This window comes from Nocardia sp. JW2 (genome assembly GCF_051843015.1).
Taxonomy (GTDB): Bacteria; Actinomycetota; Actinomycetes; order Mycobacteriales; family Mycobacteriaceae; genus Nocardia; species Nocardia coubleae.
The window spans coordinates 90,212-105,226 of sequence record NZ_JBPXLK010000008.1; the positions used below are offsets into that span (position 1 = coordinate 90,212).

A 15,015-nucleotide genomic window follows, 5' to 3' on the forward strand; every position below is an offset into this window, starting at 1 on the left:
GATGTCCACGAAAGGACGAGGTGGAGGAACTAGCCTTCGTCGCATGGGTGCCCCCAGCAATCCCGGCGACAACAGCACACCTGTCGGGGCGACGCAGGTGTCGTTGCACCCGGTGGCCGACAAGCGGTCGGTGAACAAGCCCGTGTTCCTCACCGCCGCGGGGCTCGTGCTGGCCTTCGCGGTCTGGGCGCTGGCCTCGCCGGAGAGTGCCGAAAGCGTCGTCGGCGAGGTGAAGACCTTCATCTCCACCTGGTTCGGCTGGTGGTATTTCGTGCTGGCCACCGTGATCCTCGGGCTCGTCGTGTTCCTCGGTGCGGGCCGCTACGGCCGGTACCGCCTCGGCCCGGAGGAGTCGCGCCCGGAGTACAGCCTGTTCTCCTGGACGTCGATGCTGTTCGCGGCGGGGATCGGCATCGACCTGATGTTCTTCTCCGTGGCCGAACCGGTTTACAACTACCTGCACCCGCCGGAGGGACCGGCCCAGACCGATCACACCGCCCGCGAAGCGGTCACCTGGACGATCTTCCATTACGGCATCACCGGGTGGGCGATGTACGCGCTGATGGGCGGGGCGCTGGCGTATTTCGCGTTCCGGCACAACCTGCCGCTGACGATCCGCGCCGCCCTCTACCCGATCTTCGGCAAACGCGTGCACGGGCGCTGGGGTGACGCCATCGATGTGGCCGCGGTGCTCGGCACTATCTTCGGTATCGCCACCTCGCTCGGCATCGGCATCGTCCAGCTCAACTACGGTCTGCACGAACTGTTCGGCGTCCCGCAGGGCAAGGCGGCCCAGATCGGTTTGATCGCGTTGTCGGTGGCGATCACCACCATTTCCGCGACCACCGGGGTCGACAAGGGCATCCGGCGCTTGTCCGAACTCAACGTCATCATGGCCATCGCCCTGCTGATCTACATCCTGGTGGCCGGTCGCACGTCGTTCCTGCTCAACGGGCTCACCCAGAACGCGGGCGACTACCTGTCGACATTCCTGGACCGCACGCTGAACACCTTTGCCTGGGAACGCAATCCGGAGACGGCGAATCAGCCCTCGACGTGGCTCGACAGCTGGACGCTGTTCTTCTGGGCGTGGTGGGTGGCATGGGCGCCGTTCGTCGGGCTGTTCCTGGCGCGTATCTCGCGCGGACGCACCCTGCGCCAGTTCATCTTCGGAGTGCTCGTCGTGCCGTTCAGCTTCACCCTGCTGTGGATCTCGGTGTTCGGCAACAGCGCGTTGCAAGTGGCGCGCGACGACCAGCAGTTCGCCGAACAGACCGCGGCCCGAGCCGAATTGGGCTTCTACTCCCTGCTCGAGCAGTACCCCGGGGCCACCTTTCTGCTCGGCATAGCCACCATCACCGGGCTGCTGTTCTACGTGACCAGCGCCGATTCCGGTTCGCTCGTGATGGGCAATTTCACCTCGAAACTGCCCGACCCGATGGCGGATTGCGCGCGTGGCACCCGGATCTTCTGGTCGGCCGCGATCGGCCTGCTCACGCTGTCGATGCTGTTCGCGGGGGCGGGCGGATCGATCATCACCCTGCAGAACGCGACGATCATCATGGGCCTGCCGTTCTCGTTCGTGCTGGCCCTGATCGGGATCGCGATGCTGCGCGCGGTGCGCAACGAGTCGTTCAAGATCGACAGTTACCGGGCGGCGCTGCCCAATGCCATCGCGGCCGGGCGCGGACCGAGCGAGCACGGCAGCTGGCGGCGCAGGCTGCTGGCCACCGTCCACTACCCCGGCCCGGCCTCGACCCGGAAGTTCTTGAACAATACCGTGATTCCGGCCATGCGTGAGGTCTCCGAGGAGCTGGCCAGGATGGGACTCACCGCGCACATCGACGAATCGGGCACCCACGAGGGGCTGCCGTATCCGCGGCTGATCGTCGATCAGGGCACCGAAACAGGCTTCGAATACGGTGTGTGGCCGGTCTCGGCGCCCGCGCCGTCGTACGCGGTGCTGGCCCAGCGCTCCGGTGACCGGTATTTCCGCTGCGAGGTGTATCTGGCGGAGGGTTCGCAGGGGTACGCCCTCAACGGGTACAGCCGTGAGCAGGTGATCGGCGACATCCTCGACCAGTACGAACGTCATCTCGGTTATCTCTACCTGCGCCGCTCCGCCACCGATCACCACGAACCCGAAGCCGTCGACACCGACGAATCGTGAAGGGACAACCATGAGCCAGACCCTCTATATCGATGGCACCTGGCGCGCGGCCGCGTCCGGTCTGACCCGCGAGATCCGCTGTCCGGCGGACGATTCCGTGGTCGGCACCGTCGCCGAGGCGGGCCCGGAGGACACCGAGGCCGCCATCGCCGCCGCCCGGCGCGCTTTCGACGACGGACCGTGGCGCAGCACCACCGCCGGTGAACGTGGCGATCTGCTGCTCGACATCGCCGACGCGATCGAGGGCAGACGCGAACAGTTCGTGGGCGCCGAAACCTTGGACACGGGCAAACGGCCCTACGAGTCCGAGATCGACATGACCGATATCGAGAACTGCTTCCGGTACTTCGGCAAGCTCGCCGCCGAGGACGCGGGCCGGGTGGTCGACGCGGGCAACGCCGACATCGATTCGCGCATCGTCTACGAACCGGTCGGGGTGTGCGGGCTCATCACGCCGTGGAACTATCCGCTGCTGCAGGCCGCGTGGAAGGTGGCACCGGCGCTGGCCGCGGGCAACACCTTCGTGCTCAAGCCCGCCGAACTCACCCCGCACACCGCGATCCTGCTGATGACCGTCCTCGACGACCTCGGGGTGCCGCCGGGCGTGGCCAATCTCGTCCTCGGCGCCGGACCGACCGCGGGCGCTCCCCTGTCGGCCCATCCGGACGTGGACCTCGTCTCGTTCACCGGCGGACTGTCCACGGGCCGCGTCATCGCCCGCGAGGCGGCGGCGACGGTGAAGAAAGTGGCCCTCGAGCTGGGCGGCAAGAACCCGAACATCATCTTCGCCGATGCCTGCGACACCGACGAACGCCTCAGCGCCTGTGTCGACAACGCCCTCAACGCGGCGTTCCTGCACTCGGGCCAGGTGTGTTCGGCCGGGGCGCGACTGGTGATCGAGGAGTCCGCGCACGACCGGTTCGTCGACGAACTCGTCCGCCGCGCCCGCCAGATCCGCCTCGGCCTGCCCTTCGCCGACGGCACCGAGACCGGTCCGCTGATCTCGTCGGCGCATCGCGACAAGGTGCACGCCTACGTGGAGCAGGCTCGCGCGGACGGGGCCGATATCCGTACCGGCGGTACCTTCGCCGTCGGTGATCAGGGCTCGGGCAGTCTCGACAACGGCTGGTTCTATCTGCCGACCGTCATCGACCGGGCGAACCGCACGATGGCCTGTGTGCACGACGAGGCGTTCGGCCCGACGGTCACGGTGGAGACGTTCACGACCGAGGAAGAGGCGATCTCCATCGCCAACGACACCGAATACGGCCTCGCGGGCGCGGTGTGGTCCAGCGATTCCGCGCGGGCGCGGCGGGTGGCGGCCCGGGTGCGCGCGGGCACGGTGTGGGTCAACGACTTCGGGCCGTATCTGCCGCAGGCGGAGTGGGGCGGGTTCGGCCGGTCCGGTGTCGGCCGCGAACTCGGCCCGTCCGGGTTGCACGAGTATCGCGAGGCCAAGCACGTGTACGAGAACCTCCGGCCGGGGGTCACCGGCTGGTTCGAGCTGCGGGAGGACCAGCGGTGAATTCCTATGACTACGTGATCGTCGGCGCCGGTTCGGCGGGCGCTGCGGTGGCCGCTCGTCTCTCGGAGGATCCGTCGGTGACGGTGTGCTTGCTCGAGGCGGGTCCGTCCGATGTCGACGATCCGGCGATCCTTCGCCTGGATCGCTGGATGGAGCTGCTGGAATCCGGCTACGACTGGGACTACCCGATCGAGCCGCAGGAGAACGGCAATTCGTTCATGCGCCATGCCAGGGCCAAGGTGCTCGGCGGCTGTTCGTCGCACAACAGCTGCATCGCGTTCTGGGCACCGCGCGAGGACCTGGACAGCTGGGAACGTGAACACGGTGCCACCGGTTGGGGCGCGGACTCGGTGTACCGGCTCTACAGCCGGATCGAAACCAACGATGCCCCCGGCGAGCACCACGGTCGCAGCGGGCCGGTGAACATCATGACGGTGCCACCGAACGACCCCTGTGGTGTGGCGGTGCTGGACGCCTGCGCGGAGGTCGGGATTCCGCGTGCGGAGTTCAATGCCGATCGCACGGTTGTCAACGGCGCCAACTTCTTCCAGATCAACAGCCGCACCGACGGCACCCGATCCTCGTCGTCGGTGAGCTACCTGCACCCGATTCTGGACCGGCCGAATCTCACCATTCGGACGGGTGCGTGGGCCAAGCGGATCCTCATCGAGAACGGGCGCGCGGTCGGTGTGGAGTACACCGACAACGCCTTCGGCCGCGCGACCCGGGTCACCGCCGAGCGGGAGGTGATCGTCTCGGCCGGAGCCATCGACTCGCCGAAGCTGCTGATGCTCTCGGGTATCGGCCCGGCGGATCACCTGCGCGAGAACGGAATCGACGTGGTGGTGGACTCCCCCGGCGTCGGTGCGCACCTGCAGGACCACCCCGAGGGGGTGATCGGGTTCGAGACGAAACAGCCGATGGTGCGCAGCTCGACGCAATGGTGGGAGGCGGGCATCTTCACCACCACCGTCGACGGGCTCGACCGGCCCGACCTGATGATGCACTACGGCAGTGTCCCCTTCGACATGCATACGCTGCGCCAGGGTTACCCGACGGCCGAGAACACCTTCTGCCTCACCCCCAATGTCACCCACGCCCGCTCGCGCGGCACCGTGCGGTTGCGCTCGCGCGACTTCCGCGACAAGCCTCGGGTGGACCCGCGCTACTTCACCGACGCCGAGGGCCACGACATGCGGGTGATGATCGCGGGTCTGCGCAAGGCTCGCGAGATCGCTTCCGCCGCAGCGCTTTCGGAATGGGTGGAACGGGAACTGTATCCGGGTCCGCAGGCCGAGACCGATGCCGAACTGGCCGACTACATCCGGCGCACCCACAACACGGTGTACCACCCCGTCGGCACCGTGCGGATGGGCGCACCGGATGATCCGCTGAGCCCGCTCGACCCGGAACTGCGGGTCAAGGGCATTCAGGGACTGCGCGTGGCAGACGCCTCGGTGTTCCCGGCGCACACCACGGTGAATCCGAACATCACCGTCATGCTGGTCGGCGAGCGGTGCGCGGAACTGGTGGCTGCCGACCGAAAGTAGGTTCACCCGCAGTCCACTCGCCGCACTTCGGTGGTGGCGGCGGTGACGACCGCGCCTGCCCGATCGCGCGGGCGTAGTTCGGCGAGTGGCCGGCCGTCGCGGTCCACGAGCGCCGAGCGGGGCTCGTCGGCGGCGAAGGCATGACTCTCCCCCCACTGCCGCAGCGCGACGACGACGGTGAACAGGTCCCGTCCCGCCGGCGTCAACTCGTAGACGTACCGTTTGCCGCTCGCGGTCGCGCTGGTGCCGAGGATGCCGTCGTCGACGAGTCGGCGGAGGCGGTCGGCGAGGATGTTGCGCGCGATCCCGAGCCGCTGTCGCAACTCGGTGAACGACGCCGGTCCGTCCATGGCGTCGCGCACGATGAGCAGACTCCACCGATCACCCACCAGGTCGACAGTTCGCGCCACCGGGCAGGTGGCATCGGTCCATTCGCGGTCGACACGGACCGTCGGAGCCATGGGCCACCTCCTAATAGGTTGCAATTCGAAACCATTATTGCCTACCTTTGATTTGGTTTCATTTTGCTACTCTTTGGAGGTCCGGTGGGTACACGACTGACGCGAGCACAACGGGTGATGCTGGCGGTGGTGTGCGCCGCGGCGGTCTCCACGATCTACGCGATCCAGCCGGTTCTCGCCGTGGCGGGTGCGGAATTGGGGCTGTCGCCGCAGTCGTCGGGCGTCCTGATCGCCGCCGGGCAGATCGGGTATTTCGCCGGGCTGATTCTGCTGGTCCCCCTCGGTGACCTGGTGAACCGCCGTCGGCTCATCGGCGGCATGCTCGCGCTCACCTCGGTCGGGGCCGCGATCACCGCCGTCGCGCCCACCGGTGTCGTCGCGGTCGCCGGGCTCGCGGTCGCCGGGGTGTTCGCGGTCGTCGTCCAGGTGACCGTGGCATATGTCGCCGCCGTTTCCGCGCCCGGTGAACGGGGCCGCAATATCGGCGCCGTCACCTCCGGTGTGGTGATCGGCATCCTCGGGGTCCGTGTCGTCGCGGGTCTGCTGGGTGACACGCTCGGCTGGCGGGCGGCCTATGCGTTGCTCGCGGTGCTCTGCGCGACGCTCGCCGTCCTCACCCGGAAGGTTCTGAGTCCGGACGTCAGAGCCCGCGAAGATCGGTACACCCAGGTGCTGCGGTCCACGGGACGGCTGGTGACCACGGACCGGCTGTTTCTGAGCCGGGGCTCGATCACCTTCTTCGTCTTCGCGTCCTTCGGATCGTTGTGGAGCGGTCTCGCGCTCCCCCTCGCCGCGCACCCTTGGTCGTTGGGCACGACCGAGATCGGGCTGTTCGGGTTGTTCGGTCTCGCGGGCGCCCTCGGCGCGGGCCGGGCCGGCCGGTGGGCCGATTCCGGTCACGCGCAGCGGGTCACCGGCTCGGCCGTGCTGGTGCTCGCCGCATCCTGGTTGTTCATCGCGCGGACCGGGACAGCGGTACTGCTCGTCGTCGGCATCGTGCTGCTCGATTTCGCCGTCCAGGCTGTGCACGTGAGCAGTCAGCATGTGCTGACCACCGCACATCCCGACCGCGCGGGCAGCGTCATCGGTGCCTACATGGCCTTCTACTCACTGGGCTCCGCACTCGGCGCGGTCACCACGACGTGGGCTTACACCGTGTGGGGATGGCAGGCGTCCTGCCTGTTCGGCGCGCTCTACGCCCTGGCCGGGTTCGCCGTGTGGGCGGCGGCCCAGCTCTCACGCGTCGGCGTCACGGCCACGCCCGAATCACCCTGGGCGCCGGTGGGATGCGCTGTCGCCCACCGAAAATAAATGAGCCGACATTCCGGACACGGTGTGTCACCATGATTCACACGAGGCCGACATCGCACCAGACGAGACCGGCAGAGCACGCAGAGAGGAGGAGACGACCGTGAAACCAGCTGTACGACAGCATGATTCGAAGCCCGGATATCAGAGCACCGGACATCGCAGCGCCGAGATGCGCGAAGCCGGTCGTCTCCCCATCGCGCACTGAGCGCACACACCTCTCCTTTCCGCTCGCTTCTTCGAAACATGGTGATTCCGATGATGATTCGTCATGCCGTCGTCCCGACGGCTCCCGCCGCCGACAACTGGATACACAGCCGCGTGCTGGTGCTCAACGCCAGCTACGAGGCGCTCGACGAGATCACCGCCGATCGGGCGGTGACACTGCTGCTGAGCGGTGCCGCCGAATCCGTCATCGACCGGGTGCCGCGTTTCCCGATCCGCTCGCAGCGGCTCGAGGTGGCGTTGCCGGAGACGATTCGGTTGCTGCGCTACGTGTACCTGGCGCATGTGCGGCCGGTCGGCGAGGACAGCCGCGCCACCCTGGCCGGTGTACTGCGCCGCGACAAGCACCGCTGCGGCTACTGCGCGAACTGGGCGGCCACCGTCGACCACATTCGCCCGCGCAGCCGGGGCGGCCCCAACACCTGGGGCAACCTCGTGGCCTGCTGCGCGCCTTGCAATACGACCAAGGCCGACCGCACCCCCGAAGAGGCGGGGATGCGGTTGCTGTGGGAGCCCAAGGCACCCGACCCCCTCGCCAGCACACAGCGCCGGATCTGGAAGGAGTACGCGCCGTGACCACCGCATTGACCGACCTGCTCACCCTGTCCGATTCCGGGCGGTGGCATCGCGCCGCCTGCCGGGGCGACCCCAACCACGAGGCGTGGTTTCCGTACCCGTCGCAGGATTTCGACTACGCCCGCCGCATCTGCGCCGGTTGCCCGTTGCTCGCGGGGTGCACCGAGTACGCGGCGCGCACCGGTCAGTCCGGGGTGTGGGGTGGTCGTGAATACGACCGCGGCCGCGTGATCCGCGAATGACCGACCAGGGGCCGGGTGTCGACCACGACGCCCGGCCTCCGGCTGTGAGCTGCGACGATGCGCCGGGGGATGCGCGGTGCGCCGCCCCGGCAACGAGTCCTTAAACTTGCCGCGTGGGTACACATCGCAGCGGGACCAGATCTCGACGTATCAGCAAAGGTCCGGTTATCGCGGCATCGGTGCTCGTGCTCGTACTCGTGGCCGTGTTCGCCTGGTTCCAGCTGCGCGATCGTGCCGCCGAATCCGATGTGGCCGCCGCGGCGGAATGTGTGGAGGGGCCCGCCGCCCTCGATGTCACCGTCGACCCGGCCGTGGCCGGTCCGGTGCGTGCGGCAGCGGAACGGTTCAACGCGACAAAGCCGCGCGTGCGCGACCACTGCGCGCGCGTCGAGGTGACGGCCCGGCCGTCGGCGGCGCTCGTCGGCGCGCTGGCCGACACCAGCACCTGGGAACCCGGCCTCGGCCCGAAGCCCGGGCTGTGGATCGCCGACTCGAGCCGTTCGATCGAGCTGGTCCGGGTGCCCGGCCTGATCGAGGGCACCCCGGCGTCCATCGCGACGAGTCCCATCGTGCTCGCGGTGCCCGATCCGCTGCGACAGGCTCTCGAGCAGCACCAGATCACCTGGGCCGACCTGCCCCGATTGCAGCAGGGCTCGCTCGACGAGATCGGCTTGAACGGCTGGGGTGGACTGCGGATGGCGCTGCCCCCGGGTGATGCGACCACCGCGGCCGCGGCCGCGATCGGGTCGGCGGTGTCGGGCACCGATCCGCTCACCGAGCAGGCCGCCGCGTCCGGGCAGGTGGTGGCCGCCATTTCCGGTCTGGCCGCCGCTGCCGAGAAACCCGCCGACCTGACCACGGCGATGGCCGGGATCAGCGCGGATCCGGCCGCGAACGATATCCACGCGGTGGCCGCTACCGCTCAGCAACTGGGGACCGGTGGGCTCACCGCGTTCCGTCCGGCGGGCACCGCGCCGCTGGCCGACTACCCGGCGGCGGTGCTGTCGGGTCCGTGGGTCGACAAGATCCAGAACCTCATCGCCTCGCGCTTCATCGACTTCCTGCGGGCTCCCGAGCAGGCGGCCGCTTTCGCCGCCGACGGTTTCGGCCCGGCCATCGGCTCGGCGCCCGCGAATCCGGGGAAGGCGGCGCTCGAGAAGGTGCGCGCCACCATCGACAACCCGGTGCTCGGTGTGAATGCCACTGTGCTGCTCGATGTCTCGTCGTCCATGGGCACCACCGACGGCTCGATGACCCGCCTCGCCACGTCGGGCGCCGCGCTCGCCTCGACCCTGCAGGTGATGCCGCCCGACTTCGGGCTCGGCCTGTGGACGTTCGGCAAGAACCTCGACGGAACCAACCCCTACCAGGTGAACGTGGCCACCGGCCTGCTCACCGACACCCAGCGCAATGCCGTGGGATCGGCGGTCACCTCACTGAAGCCGAGCACGGTGAGTACCGACCAGGCGTATCCGAGTCTGCTCGCCGCCTACCGCGCCGCGGTGGCGAACTACTCCCCCGGCCGCACCAATTCGATTCTGCTCATCACCGACGGACCGGACGACGATTCCTCGCTGACCGGCGCCGACCTGCTCGCCCAGATCGCGGCGGCCAACCAGTCCGGCAAGCTGGTGCGGGTGGACATCATCGTGGTCGGCGGCGAAGGCACCCAGACCTTGCAGGAGCTGTCCGCACAGACGGGCGGCACCTACACCCGGATGCCGACCAGCAACGATATCGGCTTCGGAACGGCCGTGGTCAAGGCACTGACCACCCCGTAGTCAGTGGCCCCAGACGGGTCGTAAAGGGTCGAGCGCCTCGTCCACATAGGCGGCGACGGGGCGGTCGCCGCCGTCGAGGAACCACTGTTCGAGCGCGGCGAGGTAGCCGAAGATGAGCGCGTTGGTCGCCACCTTGGCCTGCGCCTGGGTGAAGCGGCCGGTCGAGGCGAGCAGCGGTGACAGCCGCTGACTGGTGCGGTCGGCCGAGGCATAGGCCGCGCGCCGAACCGAGGGTTCGGTGAAGTGATAGCGCAGGCTGCGCCGCCATGGGCCGGGTTCGGAGCCCGATTCGTTCGTGCCCGTGTCGTATTCGCGGACGGACCGGATGAGGCTGCCGATCGGATCGCCCGGGTCGACGACCTTCGCCAGCTGTTCGTCGCTGAGATTGTCGAACTCGTCGGCGACGATGATGCCCTCCTTGGTGCCGAAGAGCCGGTAGATCGTCGAGGGTGAGACCTCGGCCGCGGCGGCGATCTCCTCGATGGTGACCGCGGCGAAGCCCTTCGCGTCGAACAGGTCGAGCGCGCGTTCCTGAACGGTGTGCATGGCGTTGAGCCGCCAGCGTTCGCGTAGTCCAGCCATGCGGCCAGATTATCAGGAAGTTACTGTCTGCTGACTGTCGCTCTCATTCAGACATTGACTGTCTGTAACGACGCTCGTACAGTCGCTGTCTAGAGACAGTGACTTTCTGAATCGAGTGTGCGATGACGATGACAATCGAACGTCCCGAGGCGGAGTCGGTGACGCATTCCCCGCCGCCGACTCTTGTGACATCGGTCCGACCCCATGTCCCCGGCTTCGCCGTGGTGATGATCGCGCAGGTCATCGGCTCACTGGCCGGGCTGGCGCCGCTGCTCGCGGTGGTCGAGGTCGGCCGGGTGCTGTTGTCGGCCGGGCCGGTCGATCACGACCGGGTGTGGCTCGCGGTAGCGATCGGTGCGATCGGTCTACTGGTGCGGCTGGTGTTCACCGGTACGGCGGCAGGACTCGGCCATGTGCTCGACGGCCGGGTGCAGCTGGCGTTTCGGCGGCAGCTCGCCGCCCAGCTGGGGCGCGTGCCGATCGGCTGGTTCTCCGGGCGCCGGACCGGTGAGCTGGCCAAGGTGGTCGGCGACGACGTGAGCGCGGTGCATCCGGTGCTCGCGCACGCGCCGGGTGAGCTGGTGTCGGCGTTCGTGGTGCCACTGGTGTCGCTGGCGTATCTGTGCACGGTGGACTGGCGGCTCACGCTCATCACGCTCGTCCCGGTCCTGCTCGCGCTCTTGCACGTGCCACTGCTCCTGCTGCCGGCGAGGGAACGTGAACAGCGGGAGTTCGACGCCGCGATGGGTCGCATCGCCGATGCGGTGGTGGAGTTCGTGCAGGGCATCGCGGTGGTCAAGGCCTTCGGCGGTGGCGATCGGGCGCATCGGCGATTCCGCACGGCCGCAGACGAATTCGCCGATACGTTCCTGCGTTTCGTTCGCGGTCTCGCTCCGGTGGCGGCCGGGATGCAGCTGGCGTTGTCGCCGCCGTTCGTGCTGCTGGTGATTCTGAGCGGCGGCACCTTCCTGCTCACCCGTGGCGAGCTGGCCGCCGCCGATCTGCTGCCGTTCCTGTTGCTCGGGCTCGGCCTGACCGCGCCGGTCGCGGCGCTGCAACACGGTTTCGACGATCTACAGGCGGCCGGTCACGCGATCGGCCGGATCAACGAGGTGCTCGCCGTGCGGCCACTGCCCGAACCCGCGCGGCCCGTGGCTCCGCGCGGGCACCGGGTCGAGTTGCGGGACGTGCGCTTCGGCTACGACGACCGGGAGGTGCTGCGCGGTATCGATCTGGTCCTCGAGCCGGGTACCGTCACCGCGCTGGTCGGACCGTCGGGCAGCGGCAAATCGACACTGGCGCAACTACTTCTGCGATTCTCCGACCCGAGTCACGGCAGCGTCGTCCTCGGTGGTGCCGATCTGCGCGACATCGGCAGCGATCGGCTCTACCGGTCGGTGTCGTTCGTCTTCCAGGATGTGCGACTGCTGCGCGCCTCGGTGGCCGACAATATCGCGCTCGCCGTGCCGCACGCCGACCGCGAACGGGTGATCGAGGCCGCCCGACTGGCCGGGATCCACGAACGGATCCTCGACCTGCCGCACGGGTACGACACCGTTCTCGGCGAACAGGCCGGACTCTCCGGCGGTGAGGCACAACGGCTTTCACTCGCCCGTGCCCTGCTGGCCGACACCCCGGTACTGGTGCTCGACGAGGCGACCGCCTTCGCCGACCCACAGACCGAGCGGGCGTTACGCCAGGCCATGGCGAACCTGCGCGGTGACCGCACAGTGCTCGTCATCGCCCACCGACACGAAACCATCGCCGACGCCGACACCGTCGTCCTGCTGCGGGACGGCGTGATCGTCGAGCGCGGCGCACCCACCCGGCTGCTGGCCGAGGGCGGCGCGTTCGCCGCGTTCTGGCGGGCCGAACAAGGAAGCGAGCTGTCATGATCCGCACACTGTTACGGGTGCTCGGCCATCAGTACGCGGGTCCGGTTCGCCGGACCGTGGTGTTGATGGGTGTCACCGCCGTGCTCGAAGGGTTGTCCTACCTGCTGCTCGTTCCCGTATTGCGTGAGCTGTTCGGCAGCGAACCCGCGCGTGCCTGGCCGTGGCTGATCGGGTTCGGGTGCGCGGTAGCGGTGTACGCCGTGCTGCGTTATGTCAGCGATCTGTCGGGATTCCGCTCGGGCACCACGCTGTTGCGCGGGACTTACCACCGCATCGGCGACCACCTGGCGCGGCTGCCGGTCGGGTGGTTCGGGCCGGACCGGGTTGGTGAGGTGTCGGTGCTGGCCAGCCGAGGTGTGCTCGAGGCGATGGGCGTGATCGCGCACCTGCTCAGCCCGTTCATCACCGCGACGTTGACGCCGGCGACCATCGTGGTGGTGATCGCGGTCTTCGATTGGCGGCTCGGACTGGCCGCGCTGGTCGCCGTCCCCCTGGTGGCCGCGGTGCAGATCCGGGCGAGCCGTGCGCTGGCCGCCGTCGATGCCGAACGCCACGCCCGCGACCACGAGGCGGCGGGCCGCGTCATCGAATACCTGCGGGCCCAGCCGGTGCTGCGCGCGGGTGGCCGAAGCACCGAGCGGTTCGGTCTGCTCGACGATGCGCTGCGGGAGCTGCAGCGGGCCACTCATCGCTCGGTGCGCACCGCGCTGCCGGGGATGGTCGGTCTCACGCTCGTCGTCCAGACCATGTTCACCGTGCTGCTCGCGCTCGGCGCCTACCTCGCCCTCGGCGGCCGAATCGGCGCGGCCGAGCTGCTGGCGATCCTGGTGCTCGCCGCCCGTTGCGCCGAACCGTTGCTGTCACTGGCCGATCTGGGTGGCAAGCTGCGCAGCGCGCACTCCCAGCTCACCCAGCTGGACGAGCTGCTCAGTACCGAACCGCTTCCTGAACCGCGTGATCCGGTCCGACCGCTCCGCCACGATCTCGCGTTCGATGCCGTGGGCTTCGGGCGCGACGGTCACACCGTGCTGGACGGGCTGACGTTTCAGGTGCCGCAGGGTCAGCGGTTCGCGATCGTCGGCCCTTCCGGCGCCGGAAAGTCCACGGTGCTCCAATTGCTCGCCCGTTTCCACGATGTCGACGCGGGCGCGGTGCGCATCGGCGGTGTCGACGTACGCGACATCGACACCGCGACTCTGATGTCGTCCATCGCCATCGTCTTCCAGGAGGTGTACCTGTTCGACGGCACGATCGAGGACAACATCCGCCTCGGCCGACCCGACGCCACCGACGCCGAGGTGCGGGCGGCAGCGACCGCGGCCGGGCTGGACGAGGTGGTCGACCGTCTGCCGGGTGGCTGGTCTGCCGCTGTCGGCGAGGGCGGCGCACTGCTGTCCGGTGGTGAGCGCCAACGTGTTTCGATCGCCCGCGCGCTGCTGAAGGACGCACCCATCGTCCTGCTCGACGAAGTCACCTCGGCGCTCGACCCCGCCAACGAAGCAGCCGTCCACCAGGGCATCGAACGCCTGATGGCCGGACGAACCGTCATCGTCGTAGCCCACCGCCTGCGCACGGTTCGAACCGCCGACCACGTCCTGTTCCTCGACAAGGGAAGTGTCGTGGAGCATGGCACCCACCATGAACTCGTCGAAAAAGGCGGGCGCTACGCAGATTTCGTGGCAATCACCGACGCTGCGGCCACCACAAGTCGATGACCGCAGCAGTACCCACCTGGCGTGGCAGAGGTACCCCAAAGGTCAGCCTGGTGAAACCTCGACCAGAGCACCGGATTCCATAGCCACCCAGAGATGGCCGGTGGAGTCCACGGTGAGTCCGTGGGGCTCGGCGCCGGGGAGGGTCAAGTGGTCGATCTTGCCGTCGGTGTCGATCCGGCCGAGGTTTCCGCTGGCCCATTCGGTGAACCAGAGCGCACCGTCCGGGCCGGTGACGATCGCGTGTGGGCGTGAATCACGGTCCGGCAGAGCGTATTCGGTGACGGTGCCCGCGTGGTCGATCCGCCCGATCGCGCCGACGCCGATCTCGGTGAACCACACCGCACCGTCCGGGCCTGCGGCGATGCCGACCGGGGCCACCGAAGGGGTGGGCAGGGGGTGCAGTGTCACCGTGAGGTCGGTGTCGATGCGGCCGATCGCGTTGCCCTGGTTCACCGTGAACCAGACCGCACCGTCGGAGCCCGCGGTGATCATCGACGGCATTCCGTCGACCGCGACCCCCTCGATCCCACCGTCGCCCGCGATCCGGCCGACCCGACCGGCCTGCAATTCGGTGAACCACATCCCGCCGGGCCCAGCACAGACACCGTAGGGCCCGTCCATCGTCAGACTGCTCACCGCGCCGTCGAGGGTGATCCGGCCCAGTCGGCCACCGTGGAACTCGGTGAACCACAAGGCGTTATCGTCTCCCGCCACGATCACCGTGGGTTGGCCGCCGACGGGGTCGAGGGCGAAGGTCTCGACCTGCCCCTCGGCATACCGCCCGATGGCACCCTGGGTCACCAGGGTGAACCACAACGCACCGTCCGGTCCGACGGTCACCCCGTACGGTGCTCCGGCTACCTCGATCTCGCGCACTATCTCGCCGATACTCAACGATTCGATCCCCTCCTGGTCATGGGAACATCCCGCCCCACCCGCCACCGTACCGACCGTCGCCACGCCGGGCAGCCCACCGGGTGCCCGA

Annotated in this window: 12 protein-coding genes; 9 read left to right on the forward strand and 3 right to left on the reverse strand. The window is 68.5% G+C overall.

The features are described 5' to 3' along the window. Positions 1-43 precede the first annotated feature (43 nt). The 3 genes from betT to ACSVDM_RS13925 are packed head-to-tail and all read left to right on the forward strand — an operon-like array spanning position 44 to position 5,245. Positions 44-2,170, forward strand: a complete 2,127-nt coding sequence (gene betT / locus ACSVDM_RS13915) for a choline BCCT transporter BetT (protein ID WP_439265270.1) — start codon at positions 44-46, stop codon at positions 2,168-2,170. A 10-nt stretch (positions 2,171-2,180) separates the two neighbouring features. Next, entirely contained in the window at positions 2,181-3,695 is a 1,515-nt protein-coding gene (locus tag ACSVDM_RS13920; RefSeq protein WP_439265272.1) for an aldehyde dehydrogenase family protein, read from the forward strand. Then, positions 3,692-5,245 (forward strand): GMC family oxidoreductase, encoded by a 1,554-nt coding sequence (locus ACSVDM_RS13925; RefSeq protein ID WP_439265274.1) that lies wholly within the window; start codon positions 3,692-3,694, stop codon positions 5,243-5,245. The genes ACSVDM_RS13920 and ACSVDM_RS13925 overlap by 4 nt, the downstream gene beginning before the upstream one ends. A 2-nt stretch (positions 5,246-5,247) precedes the next feature. Here the strand turns inward: ACSVDM_RS13925 and ACSVDM_RS13930 are convergent, their stop codons facing one another. Continuing rightward, on the reverse strand, positions 5,248-5,706 hold the full coding sequence (locus ACSVDM_RS13930; protein ID WP_439265276.1) for a winged helix-turn-helix transcriptional regulator: 459 nt from the start codon (positions 5,704-5,706) through the stop codon (positions 5,248-5,250). 84 nt (positions 5,707-5,790) lie between these two features. Here ACSVDM_RS13930 and ACSVDM_RS13935 point away from each other — a divergent pair, with 84 nt between their 5' ends. From ACSVDM_RS13935 to ACSVDM_RS13950, 4 genes are all read left to right on the forward strand, one after another. After that, positions 5,791-7,017 carry an MFS transporter gene (locus ACSVDM_RS13935; RefSeq protein WP_439265277.1) on the forward strand — a complete coding sequence of 409 codons (1,227 nt, stop codon included), beginning with the start codon at positions 5,791-5,793 and terminating at the stop codon, positions 7,015-7,017. 255 nt (positions 7,018-7,272) lie between these two features. Continuing rightward, on the forward strand, positions 7,273-7,815 hold the full coding sequence (locus ACSVDM_RS13940) for an HNH endonuclease (RefSeq protein WP_356983169.1): 543 nt from the start codon (positions 7,273-7,275) through the stop codon (positions 7,813-7,815). Further along, positions 7,812-8,057, forward strand: a complete 246-nt coding sequence (locus ACSVDM_RS13945) for a WhiB family transcriptional regulator (protein ID WP_067488664.1) — start codon at positions 7,812-7,814, stop codon at positions 8,055-8,057. Before ACSVDM_RS13940 ends, ACSVDM_RS13945 begins: the two co-directional genes overlap by 4 nt. 113 nt (positions 8,058-8,170) lie before the next feature. Continuing rightward, a complete protein-coding gene (locus tag ACSVDM_RS13950) occupies positions 8,171-9,838 on the forward strand; it encodes a substrate-binding domain-containing protein (protein WP_439265280.1) in 1,668 nt (555 codons plus the stop codon). Here ACSVDM_RS13950 and ACSVDM_RS13955 read toward each other — a convergent pair whose 3' ends face one another. After that, on the reverse strand, positions 9,839-10,420 hold the full coding sequence (locus ACSVDM_RS13955; protein WP_439265282.1) for a TetR/AcrR family transcriptional regulator: 582 nt from the start codon (positions 10,418-10,420) through the stop codon (positions 9,839-9,841). A gap of 122 nt (positions 10,421-10,542) precedes the next feature. On the opposite strand from ACSVDM_RS13955, the gene ACSVDM_RS13960 reads away from it, so the two are divergent. Both ACSVDM_RS13960 and ACSVDM_RS13965 read left to right on the forward strand, forming a co-directional pair. Beyond that, a complete protein-coding gene (locus ACSVDM_RS13960; protein ID WP_439265284.1) occupies positions 10,543-12,315 on the forward strand; it encodes an ABC transporter ATP-binding protein in 1,773 nt (590 codons plus the stop codon). After that, a complete protein-coding gene (locus ACSVDM_RS13965) occupies positions 12,312-14,030 on the forward strand; it encodes an ABC transporter ATP-binding protein (RefSeq protein ID WP_439265286.1) in 1,719 nt (572 codons plus the stop codon). Before ACSVDM_RS13960 ends, ACSVDM_RS13965 begins: the two co-directional genes overlap by 4 nt. A 42-nt stretch (positions 14,031-14,072) precedes the next feature. On the opposite strand, the gene ACSVDM_RS13970 is transcribed toward ACSVDM_RS13965, so the two are convergent. Next, positions 14,073-14,924 (reverse strand): Vgb family protein, encoded by an 852-nt coding sequence (locus tag ACSVDM_RS13970; RefSeq protein WP_439265288.1) that lies wholly within the window; start codon positions 14,922-14,924, stop codon positions 14,073-14,075. Positions 14,925-15,015: the final 91 nt, after the last annotated feature.